Source organism: Streptomyces sp. NPDC001381 (assembly GCF_042895685.1).
Taxonomy (GTDB): Bacteria; Actinomycetota; Actinomycetes; order Streptomycetales; family Streptomycetaceae; genus Streptomyces.
On record NZ_JBIAWO010000006.1, the window covers coordinates 363,884 to 381,216 of the forward strand.

Consider the following 17,333-nt stretch of genomic DNA (forward strand, 5'->3'; position numbering starts at 1 on the left):
GGGAGCGGTGTCCTCCGCCCCCCGCACGGCCCGGCCGGCTGCACCGCGCCCGGTCAGTCGAGGTGGTAGCTGTCGCCGTAGACCTTCCAGTCCAGGGGCGTGGCGAGGTCGAGGTTGCCCTTGCGGAGGAAGACGCGCTGGGCGGTGTCGACCCGGCTGGTGTCGCTGTGTGCCTCCTCCTGCTTCATCGCCCAGACACGCGCGTCGAGGAAGGCGTTGAGGTACGCGGTCTCGTCGCCGCCCCGGGCCGGCGGCTTCGCCTTGTTCAGCGCGCGCTTGCGGATGTTGCGGAAGCTGGTGGGGTCGGTGCCGTCGCCGTGCATGACGATCGCGTCGTAGTAGATGAACTGGCCCAGGGTGCGCAGGCCGTCCGTCCTGCCCTGCTTGACGGCCGGGTTGAAGTAGACGCGGTCGCGTTCGTCGTTCTGCGCCTGCTGGAACGCGGTGTCCTGGGCGGCCCTGCGCCAGTCCTTGGGGTAGTCCGGGTCGAGTCCGGCGTGCGAGTCGGTGCCGTCGACGGCGCGCAGGGCGGGCAGGTACCTGGCGAGGACGTTGCCCGGCCTGCGGCCGGCGTAGAGCTCCACGAGGTCGAGCATGTCGCCGGTGCCGGAGCAGAAGCCGATGATGCCGGCGGTGTAGCCGCGACCGTCGCCGATGTCCTCGATGTACTTGTACTGGGCCTTCCAGTCGAGCGAGGAGTTCTCCGCGCTCGACACCAGCTTCATGGCGATCTCCTTCTTCGCCGGGTCGTCGAGCCCGGCGGCGGCCGCCGTCGCCCGCGGGGAGGGGAGCAGCGGGGCGGCCGCCAGGGCCCCGGTCAGGGCTGCGGTGAGAGTGAGGAAGGTGCGGCGGGAGGTAGGTGTGTGCACCACAGTGGCTCCAGGTGGGAGTGGGGGGTGAGGTGGCTCCGCGTCGTCGAACTGACAGGAAAGTTTCCTATCAGGAGTCGGGTGCGGAAGTAACCCACAGCAAAGAGGTTCGTACGATCGAACAAATGAGCCTCGCCCTCACCCGGCCCGACCGGGTGCCGACGGCCGGATCAGGCGGTGCCGGGCGTGTCGCACCGCCAGTCGAAGCGGCGGACGTCCGCGGCGCGCCGTACGTACAGGGCCCGGCCGCCCGGGCCGTAGCGGCCTATCTCCGTGGTCAGCGCCACCTCGCGCGGTTCGTGGCCGGTGTGGCCGGTCACGTCGAGCAGCAGCCCGTCGAGCGGGCCGCCCACCAGCTCGGCGTAGACACGGCCAGGGCGGGGGCCCGCGTCGTCGTGATCGGCGCCGTAGACCCGGCCCCGCAGGAACTCAGCCTCGTCCATGACCAGCAGCTTGGCATCCCCCACTGACAACGCCCCCGGCGGAAGAAGCGGGCCCGGGCGGGGGCAGGGCGGTCTTCGGCCAAAGTTCGTCGCGGAAGGGGGCGCATGGAGGCATGTACCGGATCCGCCCCTCATCCACGGGTATGCCCCCCTCACTCGCACATCGCTGTGTACGGGCTGGGGGGCCGACCTTGATGGCAGGCGGGCGGGAGCGGGCGGCGGACGGGGAGTCGGCGTGGGTCCGGCGCCGCCGGACCGTGCGGGAGCTGCGCGCGGCGGGCCGTTACGGGCCGAGGCTGCGGGAGGTGCTGCCCGCGCTGGCCCTGCTGGTCGTGGCCGTGTGCGCGGTGGTGGTGGGGCTCGCGCTGGTCTCCCTGGCCTTCGGGGGCTGGGCCTGTGTCCCGTTCCTGGTGGCGCTCGCCCTCGGCGCGGAAGCCCTGCGCCGCCGGTCCCGCCCGCTCGCCCGACGGCGCGGCGGCCATTACACCGCGCAGGAGCTGGCCGAGCTGGACATGCCGGCGCTGGTGCTGGCCGTGGCCCGGATGCTGCGGCGGGACGGCTGGCGGGTCCTGGCGCCGTCCCGGCACGACGCCCCGCACCTGGCCGCCCGTGACCGCCGGGGCCGTCTGCTCGATGTGGCGTTCCGTCCGGTGGCCGAGCCGCTGCCCGGCGAGGAGGACGCCTGTTCGTGCCGGGCGCGGCTGCCGGAGCGGGGACGGACCGGGCCGGCGCTGCGGCTCGTCGTGCACCGGGGCACGTTCACCCACCGCGACGAGGTGTGGGCCGCCCGCCAGGGCAACACCTGTCTGATCGACGGCCCGCGTCTGCTGCTGTGGGCCCGCGGCACACCGCTGGCCCAGCTCGCCGTCGGCCCGGCTCCTCCGCCTCCGCGTGCGTAGCGCCCTCATGACAAGAGGGCCGCCGCCCGGACCCTCAGGGCCCGGGCGGCGGTCGTTCGGTGCGCTCCTGCCGGAGATCAGGAGGTCACGGGGTCAGCTGCCAGCGCTGGATGTAGCCCACGTCGATCGACGCACGGTCCTGGACGCGCAGCTTCCAGGTGCCGTTGAGGGGCTGGGCCGAGGCGTCGACCGTGAAGGTCTGGTCGACGTTGTCGGCGGAGGCGCCGCTGCGGTTGAGCAGGGAGTAGACGGTGCCGTCGGGGCCGACGAGGTCGACGGTCAGGTCACCGCGGTAGGTGTGGACGATGTTGACGTACACCGAGGTGGTGGCGGAGGCGTTGCCGTCCCGGCCGGCGATGGTGACCGGGGACTCCACGGCGGCGCCGTTGTCGGGGATGTCGACGCGGGTGGCGTTGGCGTAGACGTACGCGATCCGCCAGGTGAAGGTGTCCGTGACGGACGCGCCCGTGCTGTCGGTGACCTTGACCGTGACGTCACTGGCGCCGAGGGTGGTCGGCGTCCCGGAGATGAGGCCGCTCGCGCTGATGTCCAGGCCCTCGGGCAGGCCGGTCGCCTCGTAGGTCAGGCCGGCACCGGAGTTGGTGGTGTAGGCGTCCACCTGGAGGCTGACGGCCTGGCCGATGCCGCTGGTCTGGTCGGCGATCGGCGCGACGTTGACGCCGAGGGCTATCCGGTTGCCCACGTTGATGGCGGCCCAGGCGTCGGCGACGGCCAGGTAGGTGGGGCTGTAGGCGCCGAAGAGGTCGGCCGCGGCCGACAGGGTGGCGGTGCGGGCGCCCGCGTAGTTCGTGGACGAGGTCATGTACGTGGTCAGCGCCCGGTACCAGATCGCCGCGGCGTTCTCGATGCCGATGCCGGTGACGGCCTGCCCGTCGTAGGTCGGGCTGTCGTAGGCGACGCCGTTGACGGTCTTGGCGCCGCTGCCCTCGGAGAGGAGGTAGAAGAAGTGGTTCGCGGGGCCCGAGGAGTAGTGGACGTCGATGCCGCCCAGGGTGGAGGACCAGCTGTCGCGCGAGGAGCCGTCCTTGGAGGGCTTGTCCATGTAGCGCAGCGGGGTGCCGTTGCCGTTGATGTCGATCTTCTCGCCGACCAGGTAGTCGCCGGGGTCGGCCGGGAGGTTCTCGTAGAACTCGACGGCGGCGGCGAAGATGTCCGAGGTCGCCTCGTTCAGGCCGCCGGACTCGCCCGAGTAGGTCAGGTTGGCGGTGGCGGCGGTGACGCCGTGGCTCATCTCGTGAGCGGCCACGTCGAGGGCGGTCAGCGGGTGGGTGTTGCCCGAGCCGTCGCCGTAGGTCATGCAGAAGCAGCTGTCCTGCCAGAACGCGTTGACGTAGTTGTTGCCGTAGTGGGCGCGGCTGTAGGCGGCGACGCCGTCGTTGCGGATGCCGTTGCGTCCGTACACGTTCTTGTAGTAGTCCCAGGTGGCGGCGGCACCGAAGGCCACGTCGACGCCGGCGGTCTGGCGGTTGGACGGCGTGCCGTCGCCCCAGACATCGTTGTCGTCCGTGAACAGCGTGCCGGTGCCCGAGGTGCCCTGGTTGAGGTCGTAGGTGCGCTGGTTGGCCCGGTCCGGGTCGACGAGCTGGTACGTCGATCCCGACAGGGTCGAGCCGAGCGGGACCGTGCCGCTGAACTGGCCGGTGCCGGTGCCGGTGTGGACCTTCTCCGCGGCGAGGAGTTGCTTGCCCGTGGTCGCGTCGGTGACGACCTGGAGCTCGCTCGGGGTGCCGTCCCGCTGCACGCCCTCGACGAGGGTCTCCCAGGCCAGGACGGGCCTGCCGGCGTCGGCCCAGATGACGAGCCGGGGGGCGTCTTCGGTCTCGGGGCTCTTGACCTTGGCGTTCTTCGCGGCGGAGAGCGCCTTGCCGTCGGCGCCGGCCGCGGAGAGCTTCGGGGTGAGGGACGGCACCTCGAGGGTGGCCCCGCTCGCCCTGCTCACGGTGGTGCGGCCGCTCCTGACGTGGGCGACCAGGTCACCGCCGAGGACGGGCAGTCCGGCGTAGGTGCGCTCGTAGCGGGTGTGGGTGGTGCCGTCGGCGTCCTGGATGACGTCCTTGACCAGGAGTTTCTCCTGGCCGCCGAGACCGAGCCGCTGGGCCGTCGTACCGGCCGCGCTCTGGGCGCTCCTGATCAGCGAGGCGCGGCGGGCCGGGGAGAGTGCGGTCGGCTCGGCGCCCGCACGGGGCTTGGCGGTGATCTTGGCGGGGCCGGGGTCGGCGGGCTTGGCGCTGGCGGCGCCGGTCTGGATCCCGAGGGTCAGCAGGGTGCCGGCGGTGGTGAGGGCGAGAAGCGCGGCACGTCTGCGCCGGGGGGTGGGGTGGTGTCGCCGGGGCAACGGGTTCTCCTTCGGTGCGACGGTCGGCCCCCGAGGGAGGCCGAGGGGGGTGGCCCGGCCGGGTGGGCCGGTCCGGAGCGCTGCACGGCATGCGGGTGGAAGGAGGTGGGGGGTGGAGGGGGTGGGGGTGGAGTGGGGGGACGGGCGTGCACCTCATGAGGCGCATGTGAAGGAAGGGTGAACGCCCGCAGAAGCGTGGCACCGCACCCACAGGTTTGTCATGGGAATGCCAAAAGATCGGCTGGAAATGACCATGGCCGACTGGGGATTCGGCCCGGTGGGCGCAGGTTTTCAGCCGCGGGCGCGCGGACCCGGCGGCCCGGCGCTACTCCGTTCGAGTGGTCCTCGTCCGCGCATCGTCGTAGCGTCGAAGTGCATCTCCGGGGGCGTCCCCGGGATGAGGACCGACGAAGACCGGCGGGTCCCGGGACGGGCGGCGGGAGCGGACATGCGACACATCACGAGGACAGCGGTGATGCTCTGTGCGGCACTGGGACTCACCGCGGCGATCGGCACCGCCTCGGCCGCGCCCGGCGCGCCGCCGTCCGCCCCACGGCAGGTGGCCGTGCCCGTCCTGGTGGACTGCCTGTGGCATCCGAAGGTACGGCCGGCCGACTTCCTGCTGGCCTGCGGCGACGGCAACAGCCGCCTCGTCTCGCTGCACTGGACCCAGTGGGGCTCCCGGTCGGCGCGGGCGACCGGGGTCAACGTCGTCAACGACTGCAAGCCGTACTGCGCGGTGGGTCACTTCCACCGGTACGCGGTGGCGGTGAAGCTGGACCACCCCAAGCCGTGGAAGAAGCACCCCCAGGTGCAGCACTACACCCGGATGGTCCTCACCTACCCCGGAGACCGGCCGGAACAGTTCCCGCGCGTGGTGGCCTACCCCCTGTGGGACTGAGTTCCCGGCTCACTCCATGAGGCCGGCGGCCACCGTCGCGCCGAGTTCCCAGCAGGCCTCCGTGTCCGCCTTGCCCGGCTCCCCGGTCACCGTGACCGGGTCGGCCGCGCGCCGCCAGCCCAGGCCGGTGGTGATGGCCTCGACGGCGCGCACGGCGCCGGTGACGTCGTTGCCGCCGTGCACGTAGTAGCCGAAGGGGCGGCCCCGGGTGGCGTCGAGGCAGGGGTAGTAGACCTGGTCGAAGAAGTGCTTGAGCGCACCCGACATGTAGCCCAGGTTCGCGGGGGTGCCCAGGACAAAGGCGTCCGCCTCCAGGACGTCGGAGGCGGTGGCGGCGAGCGCGGCCCGCCGTACGACGCGCACGCCCTCGATCTCCGGTGCCGTAGCACCCGAGACGACCGCCTCGAACAGCGCCTGGCAGTTGGGGGACGGGGTGTGATGAACGATCAGCAAGGTGGCCACGCCACCGAACCCTGCCCGGTCGGTGGACCCGTCGCAAGCGGCGCGCGTCCGGGCGGCGGGGCGCCGGGACGCGGACGCCGGACGGGCGGGTGACGCCAGACGCTCAACTCCCGTATGCACACGGTCAAAAGATCGCGCGGATCTTCGTGTTTCGAACGTCCTTGGGCCAGTCCCGGAGCAAGCCGTCTGCGCGGGTGACGCGCTCCGTACGTTCGGAGCACCAGCGGGGCCGGAGGAGCCCGGGCCCGTGCAACCGGCAGGAGGAGCGCCATGGCGAATGTGGAGATCTCTCTGAAGGAGATGATGACCGCGGTGGAGGGTGCGATGGGAGCCGCCGTCGTGGACTACACGAGCGGTATGGCCCTGGGCACGATGGGCGGCGGCAAGGACCTCGACCTGGCCGTGGCCGCCGCGGGCAACACGGATGTGATCCGGGCCAAGGTCCGCACCATGGAACACCTGGGCCTGAAGGGCGAGATCGAGGACATCCTGATCACCCTGGGCAGCCAGTACCACCTCATCCGGCTCGTCAAGGGCCGGACGGGCAGCGGGCTGTTCATCTACCTCGTCCTGGACCGGGAGCGCTCCAACCTGGCGATGGCCCGTCACCAGCTCAAGCGCATCGAGAACGAACTCGAGGTGTAGGCACCCCGGTGGTCCGCGGCTTCGCATGCCCTCGAATTGAAGATTTCTTCATCTCGACACATCCAGATCAGCGCATCACACGGGTGTGCGGAGCCCGCAGCCACGAGGATCGTGACCGACGCAGGAACCTCACGCGCGGCGGCGGAGGCGGGCCGCCGCGCCGACGGGAACCATCCAGCGAACGCGGCAGGAGCGAGCGATTGACCATGCAGGTCCCCCTCTACCAGGCCAAGGCCGAGTTCTTCCGCATGCTCGGGCATCCGGTGCGCATCCGGGTCCTCGAACTGCTGCAGGGCGGCCCCGTCCCCGTACGGGACCTGCTCACCGAGATCGAGATCGAACCGTCCAGCCTGTCGCAGCAGCTGGCCGTGCTGCGCCGGTCCGGGATCGTGGTGTCGATCCGGGAAGGGTCGACGGTCAGCTACGCGCTGGCCGGCGGCGACGTCGCCGAGCTGCTGCGGGCGGCCCGCCGCATCCTGACCGAACTCCTCGCGGGGCAGAACGAGTTGCTGGCCGAGCTGCGCCAGGCCGACCCGCCGCTGCCGGTACCGCAGGGCGGCGCCCCGCGGACATGAGGGGCGGCCCGCGGCCGGCTTCAGGTTCCCTTCAGGTACGTCCAGAAGCCTCGGCCCCATGCACGGACACCGACCTCGTACCCCCGAAGCCGAACGCAGCCGCCGCTGGTTCATGAACAAGGCGCTGCTCGCCGGCGGAGTCGCCGCGGTGGCGACCATGACCGGATGCTCCTCGAGCTCCTCCGACACGGCGGGCACCGCCGCCTCCTACGGCGGCCCGGGCGGCGGTGCGCCCTCGGGCATGCCCTCCGGGGGCCCCGGTGGCGGGGCCGGGGGCATGGGCCCCGGGGCGAGCGAGGTCAAGTACGCCGACTTCGTCGGGGTCACCACCGACGGCAAGGTCGTCGACGACCTCTACTCGATCCACTCCACCGACGTCTCCACCGACAAGGTCGTCAAGGCCGCACAGGCCTTCCTCGACGGACTGACCTCGAAGGAGCGCAAGGCATCCGTCTTCGAGGTGGACGACGACGAGTGGCTGGCCTGGAGCAACGTCGACGGCTACCAGCGCGAAGGCGCCCGGATGGGCGACCTGACCGAGAAGCAGCGCGACCTCGGGTACGCCCTGCTCGGCGCCGCCCTGTCCGCCGACGGGCTCACCCAGACCCGCAACATCATGAAGCTCAACGCGTTCCTGGGCGACTACAACGGCGGTGGCCGGGACACGCTCACCGAGGGCGCGTACTTCTTCACCTTCATGGGCACCCCGTCGACCACCAAGCCCTGGGGTTTCCAGTACGAGGGCCACCATGTGGCGATCAACTACTTCGTGCTCGGCGACCAGGTCGTCATGACCCCCACCTTCATGGGGTCCGAACCCACCTCGGCCACCTATGACGGCGAGAAGATCACCCTCTTCAAGAAGGAGACCAGGGCGGGTCTCACCCTGCTGCGCTCGCTCACCGCGGCACAGCGGGCCAAAGCCGTCTCCTCGGAGGCGAAGGCCGGCGACAACCTGAAGGCCGGCGCGGGCCAGGACAACCTCCAGCTGGCCTTTCAGGGCCTGGTCGCCGAGGGGTTCACCGACACCCAGAAGGACAAGCTGCTGGCCCTGGTCCGGGTGTACGTCGGCAACCTGGCCGACGGGCACGCCGCCGTCAGGATGAAGGAGGTGGAGGACCACCTCGACGAGACGTACTTCTACTGGATCGGCGAGACCGAGGATTCCTCCGCGTTCTACTACCGCGTGCACAGCCCGGTGGTGCTCATCGAGTACGACGCCCAGTCCCCGCTCGCCTTCGGCAACAAGGACAGCGACGGGGGCGGCGGCATGGGCGGTCCGGGCGGGACGCCCACCCAGCAGCACATCCACACCATCGTCCGCACCCCCAACGGCGGCGACTACGGGGTGGACCTGCTCAAGCTGCACCTGGAGAACGACCACTAGACACGCGGCCCCGGGGCAGCCCGTCAGGCCGCCCCGGGGCAGGGTGCCGGTCAGCCGAGGCGGCTGCGCAGCAGCTCCTTGCCGAGCTCGGCGCCCTTGCGGCTGTCCGCCTGGGCCTTGCGGAACAGCTCCGCGACCGCGGAGTCGTTGTCCCGCTCGGCGTCCCGGATGTAGGTCTCCAGCCGGAGCGCGTTCTCCAGGCACGCCTCGACGTACCAGAGCAGGTTGTAGTCCTTGTCCCGGGTCCCGGTCACCTCACCGGTCTCGGTGTGCGTGGCCATGCGGGGCCTCCTCCCAGAGTGGTCTCCGTCGTGCTTGCGGGCCGGGTACCCCCGGATCACGTCCCATACCGGACATCGCCTGCCGAACAGGCACGCCAGACTCGAACGAAACAGACCCAAACGCCAGGGTTCGCCACCCCTTCCGCCATGTAGAAATATCTACCAACATGCATACGCCGAGGCCGCGATCATGGGCCGACGGCTGTTGCCCGGCGCCGCGCCCACCCGCGCGCCGCCGGGTCCTGGGGACAGCAGACGGAGCCGGACGATGAGCGATGCGATGTGGGAACGCGGCGTGGAGTGGCTCTCCGCGGCCGCCAGGGACCCGAGGGTCTGCAAACGCGAGTGGGACCAGGGCGACGGGATCGCCCTGCTGCAGGCGGGCCGGTACTGGGACGTGCTCAGCGTCCCGGACCGGCTGGGCCTGCTCACCCTGGACCTGCTGTGGCAGTCGGCGTTGCCGGCGCCGGGGCCGACACTGGTGGACACCGCGGCCCACCGGGTGGGCTTCTTCCTGCCGCCCGATCCCGGCACCCGGTGGATCGGGGCCGGGCTGCGGCACGCCGGCCGGGGTTCCTGGGTGGCGGTGCCGCCGCCGTACCGGCCCGCCCGGTTCCTGGAGTGGCTCGTGCCACCGGACGGCACCGGCTCACTGCACGCACCGGTCACGCTGGAGCTGGCGCTGCGGCAGGCCAACGGCACGCTGGCCGTCCTGACGCCGCTGGGTGCCGACTAGGGGGTGTTTCGAAAGTCCTGTGCGGTGCCCGCGGTGTTCGGTGCGTGCCCTCGGCGTGCCGGGCGCCGCGGATGCTGTGCGGGACTTTCGAAACACCCCCTAGGGCACGGGACCATCATCCGACTCCTCCGCGCGTCGTTTCAACTGGCCTGCCGGGCAAGGCATTTCAGGCACTCGACGCAGAAGCGAACAGATGGCGGGTATTTTCGGCGCGAAGTCTCGCTCAACCGTGCGAGATCGATCAATGACAGTGTGTACTGTGCTGCGAGTACCCGATGAGACCCCCCTGGAATCCGAGTCGATGATCGAATTACCGGACCTGGTGGCGGGCGGCCTGGCCGCCGGCACGCTGTCCGCGCTCGCCCTGGCCGGCGGGCTGCTGCGGCTGCGCCGGCAACAGACCCGGCAGCACGCGGAGATCGCCGCCCTGCGCACCCAACTGGACGGCACGGTTCGGGCGTTCACGGCCGAGGTCGAGCATCTCGCGGCGCACCGGGTGCCCGCCGCCGCCCGGCAGGTGGCCCATCCGCACCTCGAAGTGCCCGGCCCCCTGCAGCCGTTGACCGTCGGCACGCCCCTGGGCATCGCCCTGGAGAACGTGCTGCTCGCGCTGCAGTCCGAGGTGGTCGCCCAGCGCACCCGGGTCGACGCCGCGGCCCAGGCCGGGATGCGGGGCGCCACCCGGGAGATCCAGGCCGCCCTGTACCGGCTCCAGGACGCCCTGCGGGTCCTGCAACAGCGCTACGACGAACCGGAGCTGGCGCAGACCCTGTTCCGGCTCGACCACGAGAACGAGCAGTCGCTGCGCCGCGCCCAGGTCACCGCGGTGGTGTGCGGGGCCTGGGTCGGGCTGGCCCGCGAGGAGTCCCACGTCGTGGACGCGGTGACCGGCGGCCAGGCCCGCCTTCCGGGCTACCAGCGGGTCCGGGTCCACAACCATCTGGAGCCCGGCACCGCCCTTGTGTCGCACGCCGTCGAGCCCGTGGCCATCATCGTCGCCGAGCTGCTGGACAACGCCCTGCGGCACTCCTCGCCCGACACCGAGGTCGTGGTCAGCCTGCAGCACGTCCACCACGGTGTGTGCGTCACCGTCGACGACGCGGGCCTCGGCATGACGCGCGACGAACGCGACCGCGCCCAGCGGCTGGTGGCCGGGAAGGAGCCGATCCTGCTGACCGCGCTGGGCGATCCGCCGCGCATGGGGCTGGCCGCGATCGGCCGGCTCACCCGTCAGTTCGACCTGGGCGTGGACGTCTCCTCCGCCTCCCCGTACGGCGGGGTGCGGGCGGTCCTGCGGATCGACAGCCACCTGCTCAGCCGCATCGATCCCGAGCTGCGGCCGCCGTCGGCCAGCGCCCCGCGCACGACCCGCAGGGCGGCCCCGGAACGGCCCGCCCCCGCGCACACGTACGGAAGCGAGGACCCGGTCCTGGAGACCGCCGCCGGGCATCACGGCGCGCCGGAGGCCGACGGCCTGCCGCAGCGCCGCCGCCGTACCCGCGCGGTCGCACAGGAGGCCCCCGCCGCCCCCATCCGCCCGGCACGCCGTCCCGAGGAGGCCGCGGCCGCCCTCGGCGCGCTGCAGTCCGGCACCGCGGCGGCCCGCTCCGGCAAGAGCGAGGCGACCGCCCCGGAGACGGCGGACGCAGGACCGGCCGCCCCGGTGACGCCGGACGCGATGACGGCCGCCACGGGAGCGGCGGACGCGGGAGCGGCCTCCCCGGGGGCGGCGATCCCGCAGACGTTCGACGCGGGACCGGCCCTCACAGGGGCGGCCGGCGCGGACGCGGCGATCCCGGTGACCGCCGACGCGGGAGCGGCCTCCACGGGGGCGGCGGACGCGGGCGCGACCTCCACGGACGCAGCGATCCCGCAGACGTTCGACGCGGGACCGGCCCTCACAGGGGCCGCCGACGCGGACGCGGCGATCCCGCAGACGTTCGACGCGGGACCGGCCCTCACAGGGGCCGCCGACGCGGACGCGGCGATCCCGATGACAGCCGACGCGGGCGCGGCCGTCGCAGAAGCGGCTGACGCGAGCGTGGCCCTTGCGGGAGCATCCGGCGTGCACACGGCCCTCGCGAGCACCGCTCACGCGGAAGCAACCGACGCGCACACGGCCGCCGCACCAGCAGCCCACGTGGAAGCGAGCGACGCACGGGCGGCCACCGCGGGCGCGGCCGACGACACCGACCAGACCGACCACGTAGAAGGGGGAGCGGCACGATGACCAGCCGCGACACGGGCGACACCGCATGGGTGCTGGAACCGATCCTGCAGGTGCCGCACGTGGTGGCCGCCGTCATGCTCACCCGCGACGGACTCGTGACGGGGTACACCGACGCCCTGTCCCAGCCGTCGGCCGAGCGGGTGGCCGCCATCACCAGCACCGTGCAGGGGGCGTGCCGTACGGCCGCGGCCGCGTTCGCGGACCGGGAGCGGGCGGAGGTGCGGCAGATCGTGATCGAGTCCGACCACGGGTACGTGCTCATCGTGCCGACGGACCACGGCACCTGTGTGGCCGCGTACGGCGACGGCGAAGTGCGTCTCGACCTGCTGGCGCACCGGGTCCACTCCCAGGTGGCGCGCCTGGGCGAGAAGGCCATGGCGGCCGCGCCCCGAGGAGCCGACGACAACGCGCCGGCATGACCGCACGTCCGGCCGGCCGCCCCCTGGTTCCCGCCTATCTGTCGACCGGTGGGGTGGCCCGTCCCAGCCGCCCCCACATGGAGCGGCTGACGGTGCTCGCCCTCAGCGGCGAGCCACGGCCCGGCGACCGGCCCGACGGTCTGCCCGCCGCCGGACTCGCCCTGCTGGAAGCCCTGGAGGGCGGCTCGCTGGCGGTGGTGGAGGCGGCGGCGCTGCTCCGGCTGCCGGTGTCCGCGGTACGGGTGCTGGCGGCCGACCTCGCCGACCGGCAACTGGTCCTGACCCGGCCGCCGATCCCGCCCGCCCGACGGTTCGACCCCGACCTGCTGAAGAGAGTGGCCGATGGCCTCCGCGCCCTCAAGCACGACTAGCGCCGCCCGTACGGCCCGTACGTCCGAGCGCGTCCATCTTCCCGACACCGCTCGCGACCTGGTGAAGATCCTGGTCGCGGGGCCGTTCGGGGTGGGCAAGACGACCCTGATCGACTCGGTGTCCGAGATCCGGCCGCTGCACACCGAGGAGCAGCTGAGCGAGGCGTCCGCGGCGGTGGACGACCTGGCGGGAGTGCGGGAGAAGTCGACGACGACCGTCGCCATCGACTTCGGCCGGCTCAGCCTGCCCGGCGGGGTGGTGCTGTACCTGTTCGGGACGCCCGGCCAGGAGCGGTTCCGGGCGTTGTGGGACGACATCGCCTACGGGGCGCTCGGTGCGCTCGTGCTGGTGGACAGCCGCCGGATCGACGCGTCGTTCGACGTGCTGGGGCTGGTGGAGGAGAGCGGACTGCCGTACGCGGTGGCCTTCAACGAGTTCCCGGACGCGCCCCGGCACCACGGTGAGGAGCGGCTGCGCCGGGCCCTGGACCTGGAGGCGGGCACGCCGATGGTGACGTGCGACGCGCGGGACGCGAACTCCTCGATCGACGCGCTGCTGGCGCTGGTCGACCATCTGATCGCCCGTGACCCCGTGGAGGCTCCGTGAGCACCTATCCCCCGGACCAGCGGGACTTCTCGCGTTCTGCGCCGGTGCGCCTGTGGGAGGACGGCTTCGCCTCGGATCCGCGCCGGTACTACGGCGCCCTGCGCGCCCAGGGTCCCGTCGGCTGGGCGGAGCTGGCCCCGGGGGTGCCGGCGTACGTGGTCACGGACCGCCGGGCCGCGCTGGACGTGCTGCACGACGACGGGACGTTCTCGCACGACCCGAGGGCGTGGGAGGAGACCGTGCCCGCCGACTCGCCGGTCCTCGGCATGATGCGGTGGCGCCCCAACGCGCTGTTCGCCGACGGTGCCGCCCATGTCCGCTACCGCACCACCCTGATCGACGTGTTCGACCTGGTGGAGCCGCACGATCTGCGTGAGCGTGTCCACCGCGCCGTACGGCTGCTCGCGGGCCGGATCGGCCCGCGCGGCGAGGCCGACCTGGTCGGGGACTTCGCGCGGCCGCTGATGGCGCTGGTGCTCAACGACCTGTTCGGGCTGCCGGACCACGAGGGCGACCGGCTCAACGAGGGCCTGGGCAAGATGATGGAGGGCGGCGCGCAGGCGGCCGAGGGGGAGGCCCAGTACGGCCAGTACGTGCTGGAGCTGATCGCGGCCAAGGCCGCGCGGCCGGGCGACGACCTGCCGAGCCGGCTGCTGGACCACCCGGCCCGGCTCACCCGCGAGGAGGTCACCTGGCAGGTGTTCCTCACTCTCGGGGCAGGCTACGAGCCGACCGCGAACCTGCTGTCCAACACGCTGTCGCGGATCCTGGGCAACCCGGCCTACTACTCCACCCTCACCAGCGGCGCCCGCCCGGTCCTGGACGCGGTCGTGGAGGTGCTGCACCACGAGACCCCGCTCGCCAACTACGGCATCTACTACGCGCGCAGACCCGTCTCCTTCCACGGGGTGTGGCTGCGGGACGCGGTGCCGGTGGTCGTGTCGTACGGGGCGCTCGGGCTGCCCCCCGGTCCGCGGGACGCGGCCGGCACCCCCGTCTCCGGGCGGGAGGCCGGCGACGGCCGGCATCCGAACGACGCCTCGCACCTGTCGTGGGGCGCGGGTCCGCACGCCTGTCCGGTCAAGCAGCACACCTTGCTGCTCGTCACCGAGGCCATCGAGCGGCTCACCCAGTGGCTGCCCGACCTGGACCCGGTCCTGCCGCGGGAGCGGCTGGCCTGGCGGCCCGGACCGTTCCACCGCTCGCTGACCGCTCTGCCCGTCCGCTTCAGCCCTCGCTCCCCCTCTTCCGACCAGCCAGGAGTCCCGTCGTGACCGTGACCGACCGCATCGCCCTCGACCCCCTCGGCGCCGACATCGCCGCCGAGAGCGCCAGGCTGCGCGCCCTCGGCCCCGTCGTGCCCGTGGAGCTGCCGGGCGGGATCCCCGCCTGGGCGCCCACCGGCTACGACACGCTCAAGCAGCTGATCCTCGACCCGCAGGTCAGCAAGGACCCGCGGCGGCACTGGCGGCTCTGGCCGGAACTCGGCGAGCACCCGTCCTGGGGCTGGATCCTGGGCTGGGTCGGCGTGGTCAACATGCTGTCCACGTACGGCGCCGACCACACGCGGCTGCGCAAACTGGTGGCGCCGAGCTTCACGCACCGGCGCACCGAGGCGCTGCGGGAGCGGGTGGAGGCCATCACCACCGAGCTGCTGGACGCCCTGGAGCAGGGCGGTGAGGTGGTGGACCTGAAGGCGGGGTTCGCGCATCCGCTGCCGATGCGGATCATCTGCGAACTGTTCGGTGTGCCCGAGGAGATGCGGGAGGCCACCGCCCGGCTGATCGCGGCGATCATGGACACCTCGGATCCGAGCCCGGAGCACGCCGCGTTCGTGCAGGAGCAGATCGGCGCGGTCCTGGGCGGGCTCATCGCCCACAAGAGCGAGCATCCCGGCGACGACATGACGACCGAGCTGATCCGGGTGCGCGACGAGGACGGGGACCGGCTGAGCGACGAGGAGCTGCTGTACACGCTGCTGCTGGTCATCGGGGCCGGGTTCGAGACGACCGTGAACCTCATCGGGAACGCGGTGGTGGCGCTGCTGGGCAGGCCCGAGCAGCTGGCGGCGGTACGCGGCGGGGAGATCTCCTGGGACGCGGTGGTGGACGAGACGCTGCGGGCGCACCCGTCGATCGCCTCGCTGCCGCTGCGGTTCGCGGTGAGCGATCTGAAGGTGGGCGACGTGACGATCCCGGCCGGGGACGCGATCATCACGACGTACGCGGCGGCGAACCTGGACCCGGGTCACTACGGTGCGGACGCGGACGTGTTCGACGCGACGCGCGCGGCGGAGGACCATCTGTCGTTCGGGATCGGCGTGCACCGGTGCATCGGGGCGCCGCTGGCCCGGATGGAGGCGCTGACCGCGCTGGAGGCCCTGTTCGAGAGGTTCCCGGATCTGGCGCCGGCGCAGGGGGAGCTGACACAGGTGCCGTCGTTCATCGCGTACGGCTGGCAGGAGATCCCGGTCCGGCTGCGCGGCTGACGGCCGCGGGGGTGCGACCAGTCCCCCGTGCCGGTCGCTCCCCCGCGGTCCTCCGAACCTATGTGCCTGGTGGTCGGCTTGTGAATCGTGCCGATGCCCGTTCCGGGGGCGGGAGGACTCACCTGTGCACAGGTGAGTCCGGATGGCCCGATTCCGGTACCGGCTGGTGGTCCCCGTGCAGGTCGGGGTGGTCGAGTTCGCGCGTGGCGAGGTGGGCGAGGACCACTTCGTAGAGGTCGCTGCCGGAGGCGAGGAGCTGGCGTTCGAGGACGGGTTCGGCGCTGCGGACGTGCTCGCGGACGGTCTGGGCGTGGACGCCGAGGAGTTGTGCGGCGCGTTCGGAGTTGCCGCCGGCGGCGATCCAGGCGCGCAGGGTGCCGCGCAGGTCGCGGCCGTCGGTGTCCAGGCGGGACAGCAGGTCCTGGGCCCAGGTGCGCAGGGCGGGGCCGGTGAGCAGTTCGCCGAGGCGGACCGGGGCCGCCGTGCCGGCGGTGCGGTCCTCGGCGATGCCGACCTGGGTGTTGAGGGCCAGGTGGACGGTGGCCCGCACCCTGAGGTCGGAGAAGTCGGTGCCCAGCAGGTTCTCGACGCGGTCCATGCGGGCGCGGACGGTGTTGCGGCTGACGCCGAGCACTTTCGCCGCGCTGACGGCGGTGAACTCCAGGCCTAGCCGGGTGGTGGCGAGGAGTTCGGCCCGGGTGTGGTGCGGGAGGGTGTCGAGGGGGCGCAGCAACCGGGTGGTCCAGGAGTGCAGCACCTCCGGGTCCATCAGGCGTTCGGGGTGGGTGCGTTCGGCGTAGACGGCCGTCTTGTCGGGGCGGAAGTGGGCGACGGCGAGGGCGCTGACGGCCTGTCCGTAGGCGGTGGCGGTGCGGGCGAGGTTCTGGCGGGCGCTGCCGCCGAGGAACACACGGGAGCGGCGGTGGCACAGGGCGCGCAGGGCGGCGCCGATGGCGTCGTCGGGGACGACGACGATGACATGGCCGTCCATGGCGGGGCAGCGTACGACGAGGGCCTCGTCGTGGGTGGCCGCCAGGCAGTCCTCGGCGAGCCGGTCGCGTTCGCCGGGCGCGCTCTCGACGACGTAGACGCAGGCGGTCTCGGTGTCGAGGAGGCCGGGCCACAGCCCGGCGGCCACCCGGCGGGCGGCCACGATGTCCTCGACCATGAGCAGTTGCAGGATGGCCAGACGCAGGTCGGAGGTGGCGCGGGCGAGGCGGTCCCCGGTGGCCGCGGTCTGCTGGGCGCGCAGCAGCAGTTCCAGGACGGTCGCGGTGTGGGTGAGGATGTCGGCGGCGCGCCGGTCGAAGGGGGCCGTACGGCTCACGGCGAGCACACCGGCCGTGCCCGGCCCGGGGAGTTCGACCCTGACGAGGCGCAGGTGGCGGCCGTCGCCCTCGCAGGAGGCGGAGGCGAGGCGGCCGCACCCGAGGTCGGCGACCAGGTCCTGGTCGAGCGGCATCGGCTCTCCGGCGAGCGGGGTGCCGCTCGCGTCGAGCAGGGACACGGTCGCGTCGAGGGTCGTGGAGAGCCAGCCCGCGATCCGGCGGACGCCGGACCGGGCGGGGCGCAGGTGCTCGAGGAGTTCCTGCGCCCATGTCGGGTCGGCGCCGCCCGTCACCTCGGTGTGGCGGTTCCCGTCGTCCCGGCCGGCCATGTGCGTG

Annotated in this window: 18 protein-coding genes; 12 read left to right on the forward strand and 6 right to left on the reverse strand. The window is 72.6% G+C overall.

The genetic code is table 11. The annotated features are described in order from the left end of the window. Window positions 1–53: 53 nt before the first annotated feature. Together ACFY2L_RS27485 and ACFY2L_RS27490 are read right to left on the reverse strand one after the other, a co-directional pair. Window positions 54–869, reverse strand: a complete 816-nt coding sequence (locus tag ACFY2L_RS27485) for a chitosanase (RefSeq protein ID WP_390661636.1) — start codon at window positions 867–869, stop codon at window positions 54–56. A gap of 170 nt (window positions 870–1,039) precedes the next feature. Then, window positions 1,040–1,312 (reverse strand): hypothetical protein, encoded by a 273-nt coding sequence (locus ACFY2L_RS27490; RefSeq protein WP_390823712.1) that lies wholly within the window; start codon window positions 1,310–1,312, stop codon window positions 1,040–1,042. Window positions 1,313–1,506: 194 nt separating this feature from the next. Here ACFY2L_RS27490 and ACFY2L_RS27495 point away from each other — a divergent pair, with 194 nt between their 5' ends. Further along, window positions 1,507–2,211: a hypothetical protein gene (locus tag ACFY2L_RS27495; RefSeq protein WP_390823713.1), complete on the forward strand. Its 705-nt coding sequence runs from the start codon at window positions 1,507–1,509 to the stop codon at window positions 2,209–2,211. Between the two features lie 85 nt (window positions 2,212–2,296). Here ACFY2L_RS27495 and ACFY2L_RS27500 read toward each other — a convergent pair whose 3' ends face one another. After that, a complete protein-coding gene (locus tag ACFY2L_RS27500; RefSeq protein ID WP_390823714.1) occupies window positions 2,297–4,567 on the reverse strand; it encodes a M4 family metallopeptidase in 2,271 nt (756 codons plus the stop codon). A gap of 448 nt (window positions 4,568–5,015) precedes the next feature. Between ACFY2L_RS27500 and ACFY2L_RS27505 the strand changes: the two genes are divergently transcribed. Continuing rightward, window positions 5,016–5,468, forward strand: a complete 453-nt coding sequence (locus ACFY2L_RS27505; RefSeq protein ID WP_390823715.1) for a hypothetical protein — start codon at window positions 5,016–5,018, stop codon at window positions 5,466–5,468. Window positions 5,469–5,477: 9 nt separating this feature from the next. Here ACFY2L_RS27505 and ACFY2L_RS27510 read toward each other — a convergent pair whose 3' ends face one another. Beyond that, the gene (locus tag ACFY2L_RS27510) at window positions 5,478–5,930 is read right to left on the reverse strand and encodes a flavodoxin family protein (protein ID WP_390661512.1); all 453 of its coding nucleotides are present in this window, start codon (window positions 5,928–5,930) and stop codon (window positions 5,478–5,480) included. Between the two features lie 270 nt (window positions 5,931–6,200). On the opposite strand from ACFY2L_RS27510, the gene ACFY2L_RS27515 reads away from it, so the two are divergent. From ACFY2L_RS27515 to ACFY2L_RS27525, 3 genes are all read left to right on the forward strand, one after another. After that, window positions 6,201–6,575 carry a hypothetical protein gene (locus tag ACFY2L_RS27515; protein ID WP_133916664.1) on the forward strand — a complete coding sequence of 125 codons (375 nt, stop codon included), beginning with the start codon at window positions 6,201–6,203 and terminating at the stop codon, window positions 6,573–6,575. A 206-nt stretch (window positions 6,576–6,781) separates the two neighbouring features. Then, the gene (locus ACFY2L_RS27520; protein WP_390661635.1) at window positions 6,782–7,150 is read left to right on the forward strand and encodes an ArsR/SmtB family transcription factor; all 369 of its coding nucleotides are present in this window, start codon (window positions 6,782–6,784) and stop codon (window positions 7,148–7,150) included. Window positions 7,151–7,208: 58 nt separating this feature from the next. Further along, window positions 7,209–8,537, forward strand: a complete 1,329-nt coding sequence (locus ACFY2L_RS27525; protein ID WP_390823716.1) for a DUF3500 domain-containing protein — start codon at window positions 7,209–7,211, stop codon at window positions 8,535–8,537. 50 nt (window positions 8,538–8,587) lie between these two features. Here the strand turns inward: ACFY2L_RS27525 and ACFY2L_RS27530 are convergent, their stop codons facing one another. Beyond that, entirely contained in the window at window positions 8,588–8,818 is a 231-nt protein-coding gene (locus ACFY2L_RS27530) for a hypothetical protein (RefSeq protein ID WP_390661510.1), read from the reverse strand. 268 nt (window positions 8,819–9,086) lie between these two features. On the opposite strand from ACFY2L_RS27530, the gene ACFY2L_RS27535 reads away from it, so the two are divergent. The 7 genes from ACFY2L_RS27535 (at window position 9,087) to ACFY2L_RS27565 (ending at window position 15,669) form a co-directional block, all read left to right on the forward strand. Next, window positions 9,087–9,554, forward strand: coding sequence for a hypothetical protein (locus ACFY2L_RS27535; protein ID WP_390661509.1), 468 nt, complete (start codon window positions 9,087–9,089; stop codon window positions 9,552–9,554). A 301-nt stretch (window positions 9,555–9,855) separates the two neighbouring features. Continuing rightward, entirely contained in the window at window positions 9,856–11,784 is a 1,929-nt protein-coding gene (locus ACFY2L_RS27540; protein WP_390823717.1) for an ATP-binding protein, read from the forward strand. After that, the gene (locus tag ACFY2L_RS27545; protein WP_390661507.1) at window positions 11,781–12,203 is read left to right on the forward strand and encodes a roadblock/LC7 domain-containing protein; all 423 of its coding nucleotides are present in this window, start codon (window positions 11,781–11,783) and stop codon (window positions 12,201–12,203) included. The genes ACFY2L_RS27540 and ACFY2L_RS27545 overlap by 4 nt, the downstream gene beginning before the upstream one ends. After that, window positions 12,200–12,574, forward strand: a complete 375-nt coding sequence (locus ACFY2L_RS27550; protein WP_390661506.1) for a DUF742 domain-containing protein — start codon at window positions 12,200–12,202, stop codon at window positions 12,572–12,574. Before ACFY2L_RS27545 ends, ACFY2L_RS27550 begins: the two co-directional genes overlap by 4 nt. Continuing rightward, window positions 12,546–13,181 (forward strand): ATP/GTP-binding protein, encoded by a 636-nt coding sequence (locus ACFY2L_RS27555; protein ID WP_390661505.1) that lies wholly within the window; start codon window positions 12,546–12,548, stop codon window positions 13,179–13,181. The genes ACFY2L_RS27550 and ACFY2L_RS27555 overlap by 29 nt, the downstream gene beginning before the upstream one ends. After that, the gene (locus tag ACFY2L_RS27560) at window positions 13,178–14,455 is read left to right on the forward strand and encodes a cytochrome P450 (RefSeq protein WP_390661504.1); all 1,278 of its coding nucleotides are present in this window, start codon (window positions 13,178–13,180) and stop codon (window positions 14,453–14,455) included. Before ACFY2L_RS27555 ends, ACFY2L_RS27560 begins: the two co-directional genes overlap by 4 nt. Further along, window positions 14,452–15,669 (forward strand): cytochrome P450, encoded by a 1,218-nt coding sequence (locus ACFY2L_RS27565; RefSeq protein ID WP_390823718.1) that lies wholly within the window; start codon window positions 14,452–14,454, stop codon window positions 15,667–15,669. The genes ACFY2L_RS27560 and ACFY2L_RS27565 overlap by 4 nt, the downstream gene beginning before the upstream one ends. Window positions 15,670–15,787: 118 nt before the next feature. Here the strand turns inward: ACFY2L_RS27565 and ACFY2L_RS27570 are convergent, their stop codons facing one another. After that, window positions 15,788–17,326 (reverse strand): helix-turn-helix domain-containing protein, encoded by a 1,539-nt coding sequence (locus ACFY2L_RS27570; protein ID WP_390823719.1) that lies wholly within the window; start codon window positions 17,324–17,326, stop codon window positions 15,788–15,790. Window positions 17,327–17,333: the final 7 nt, after the last annotated feature.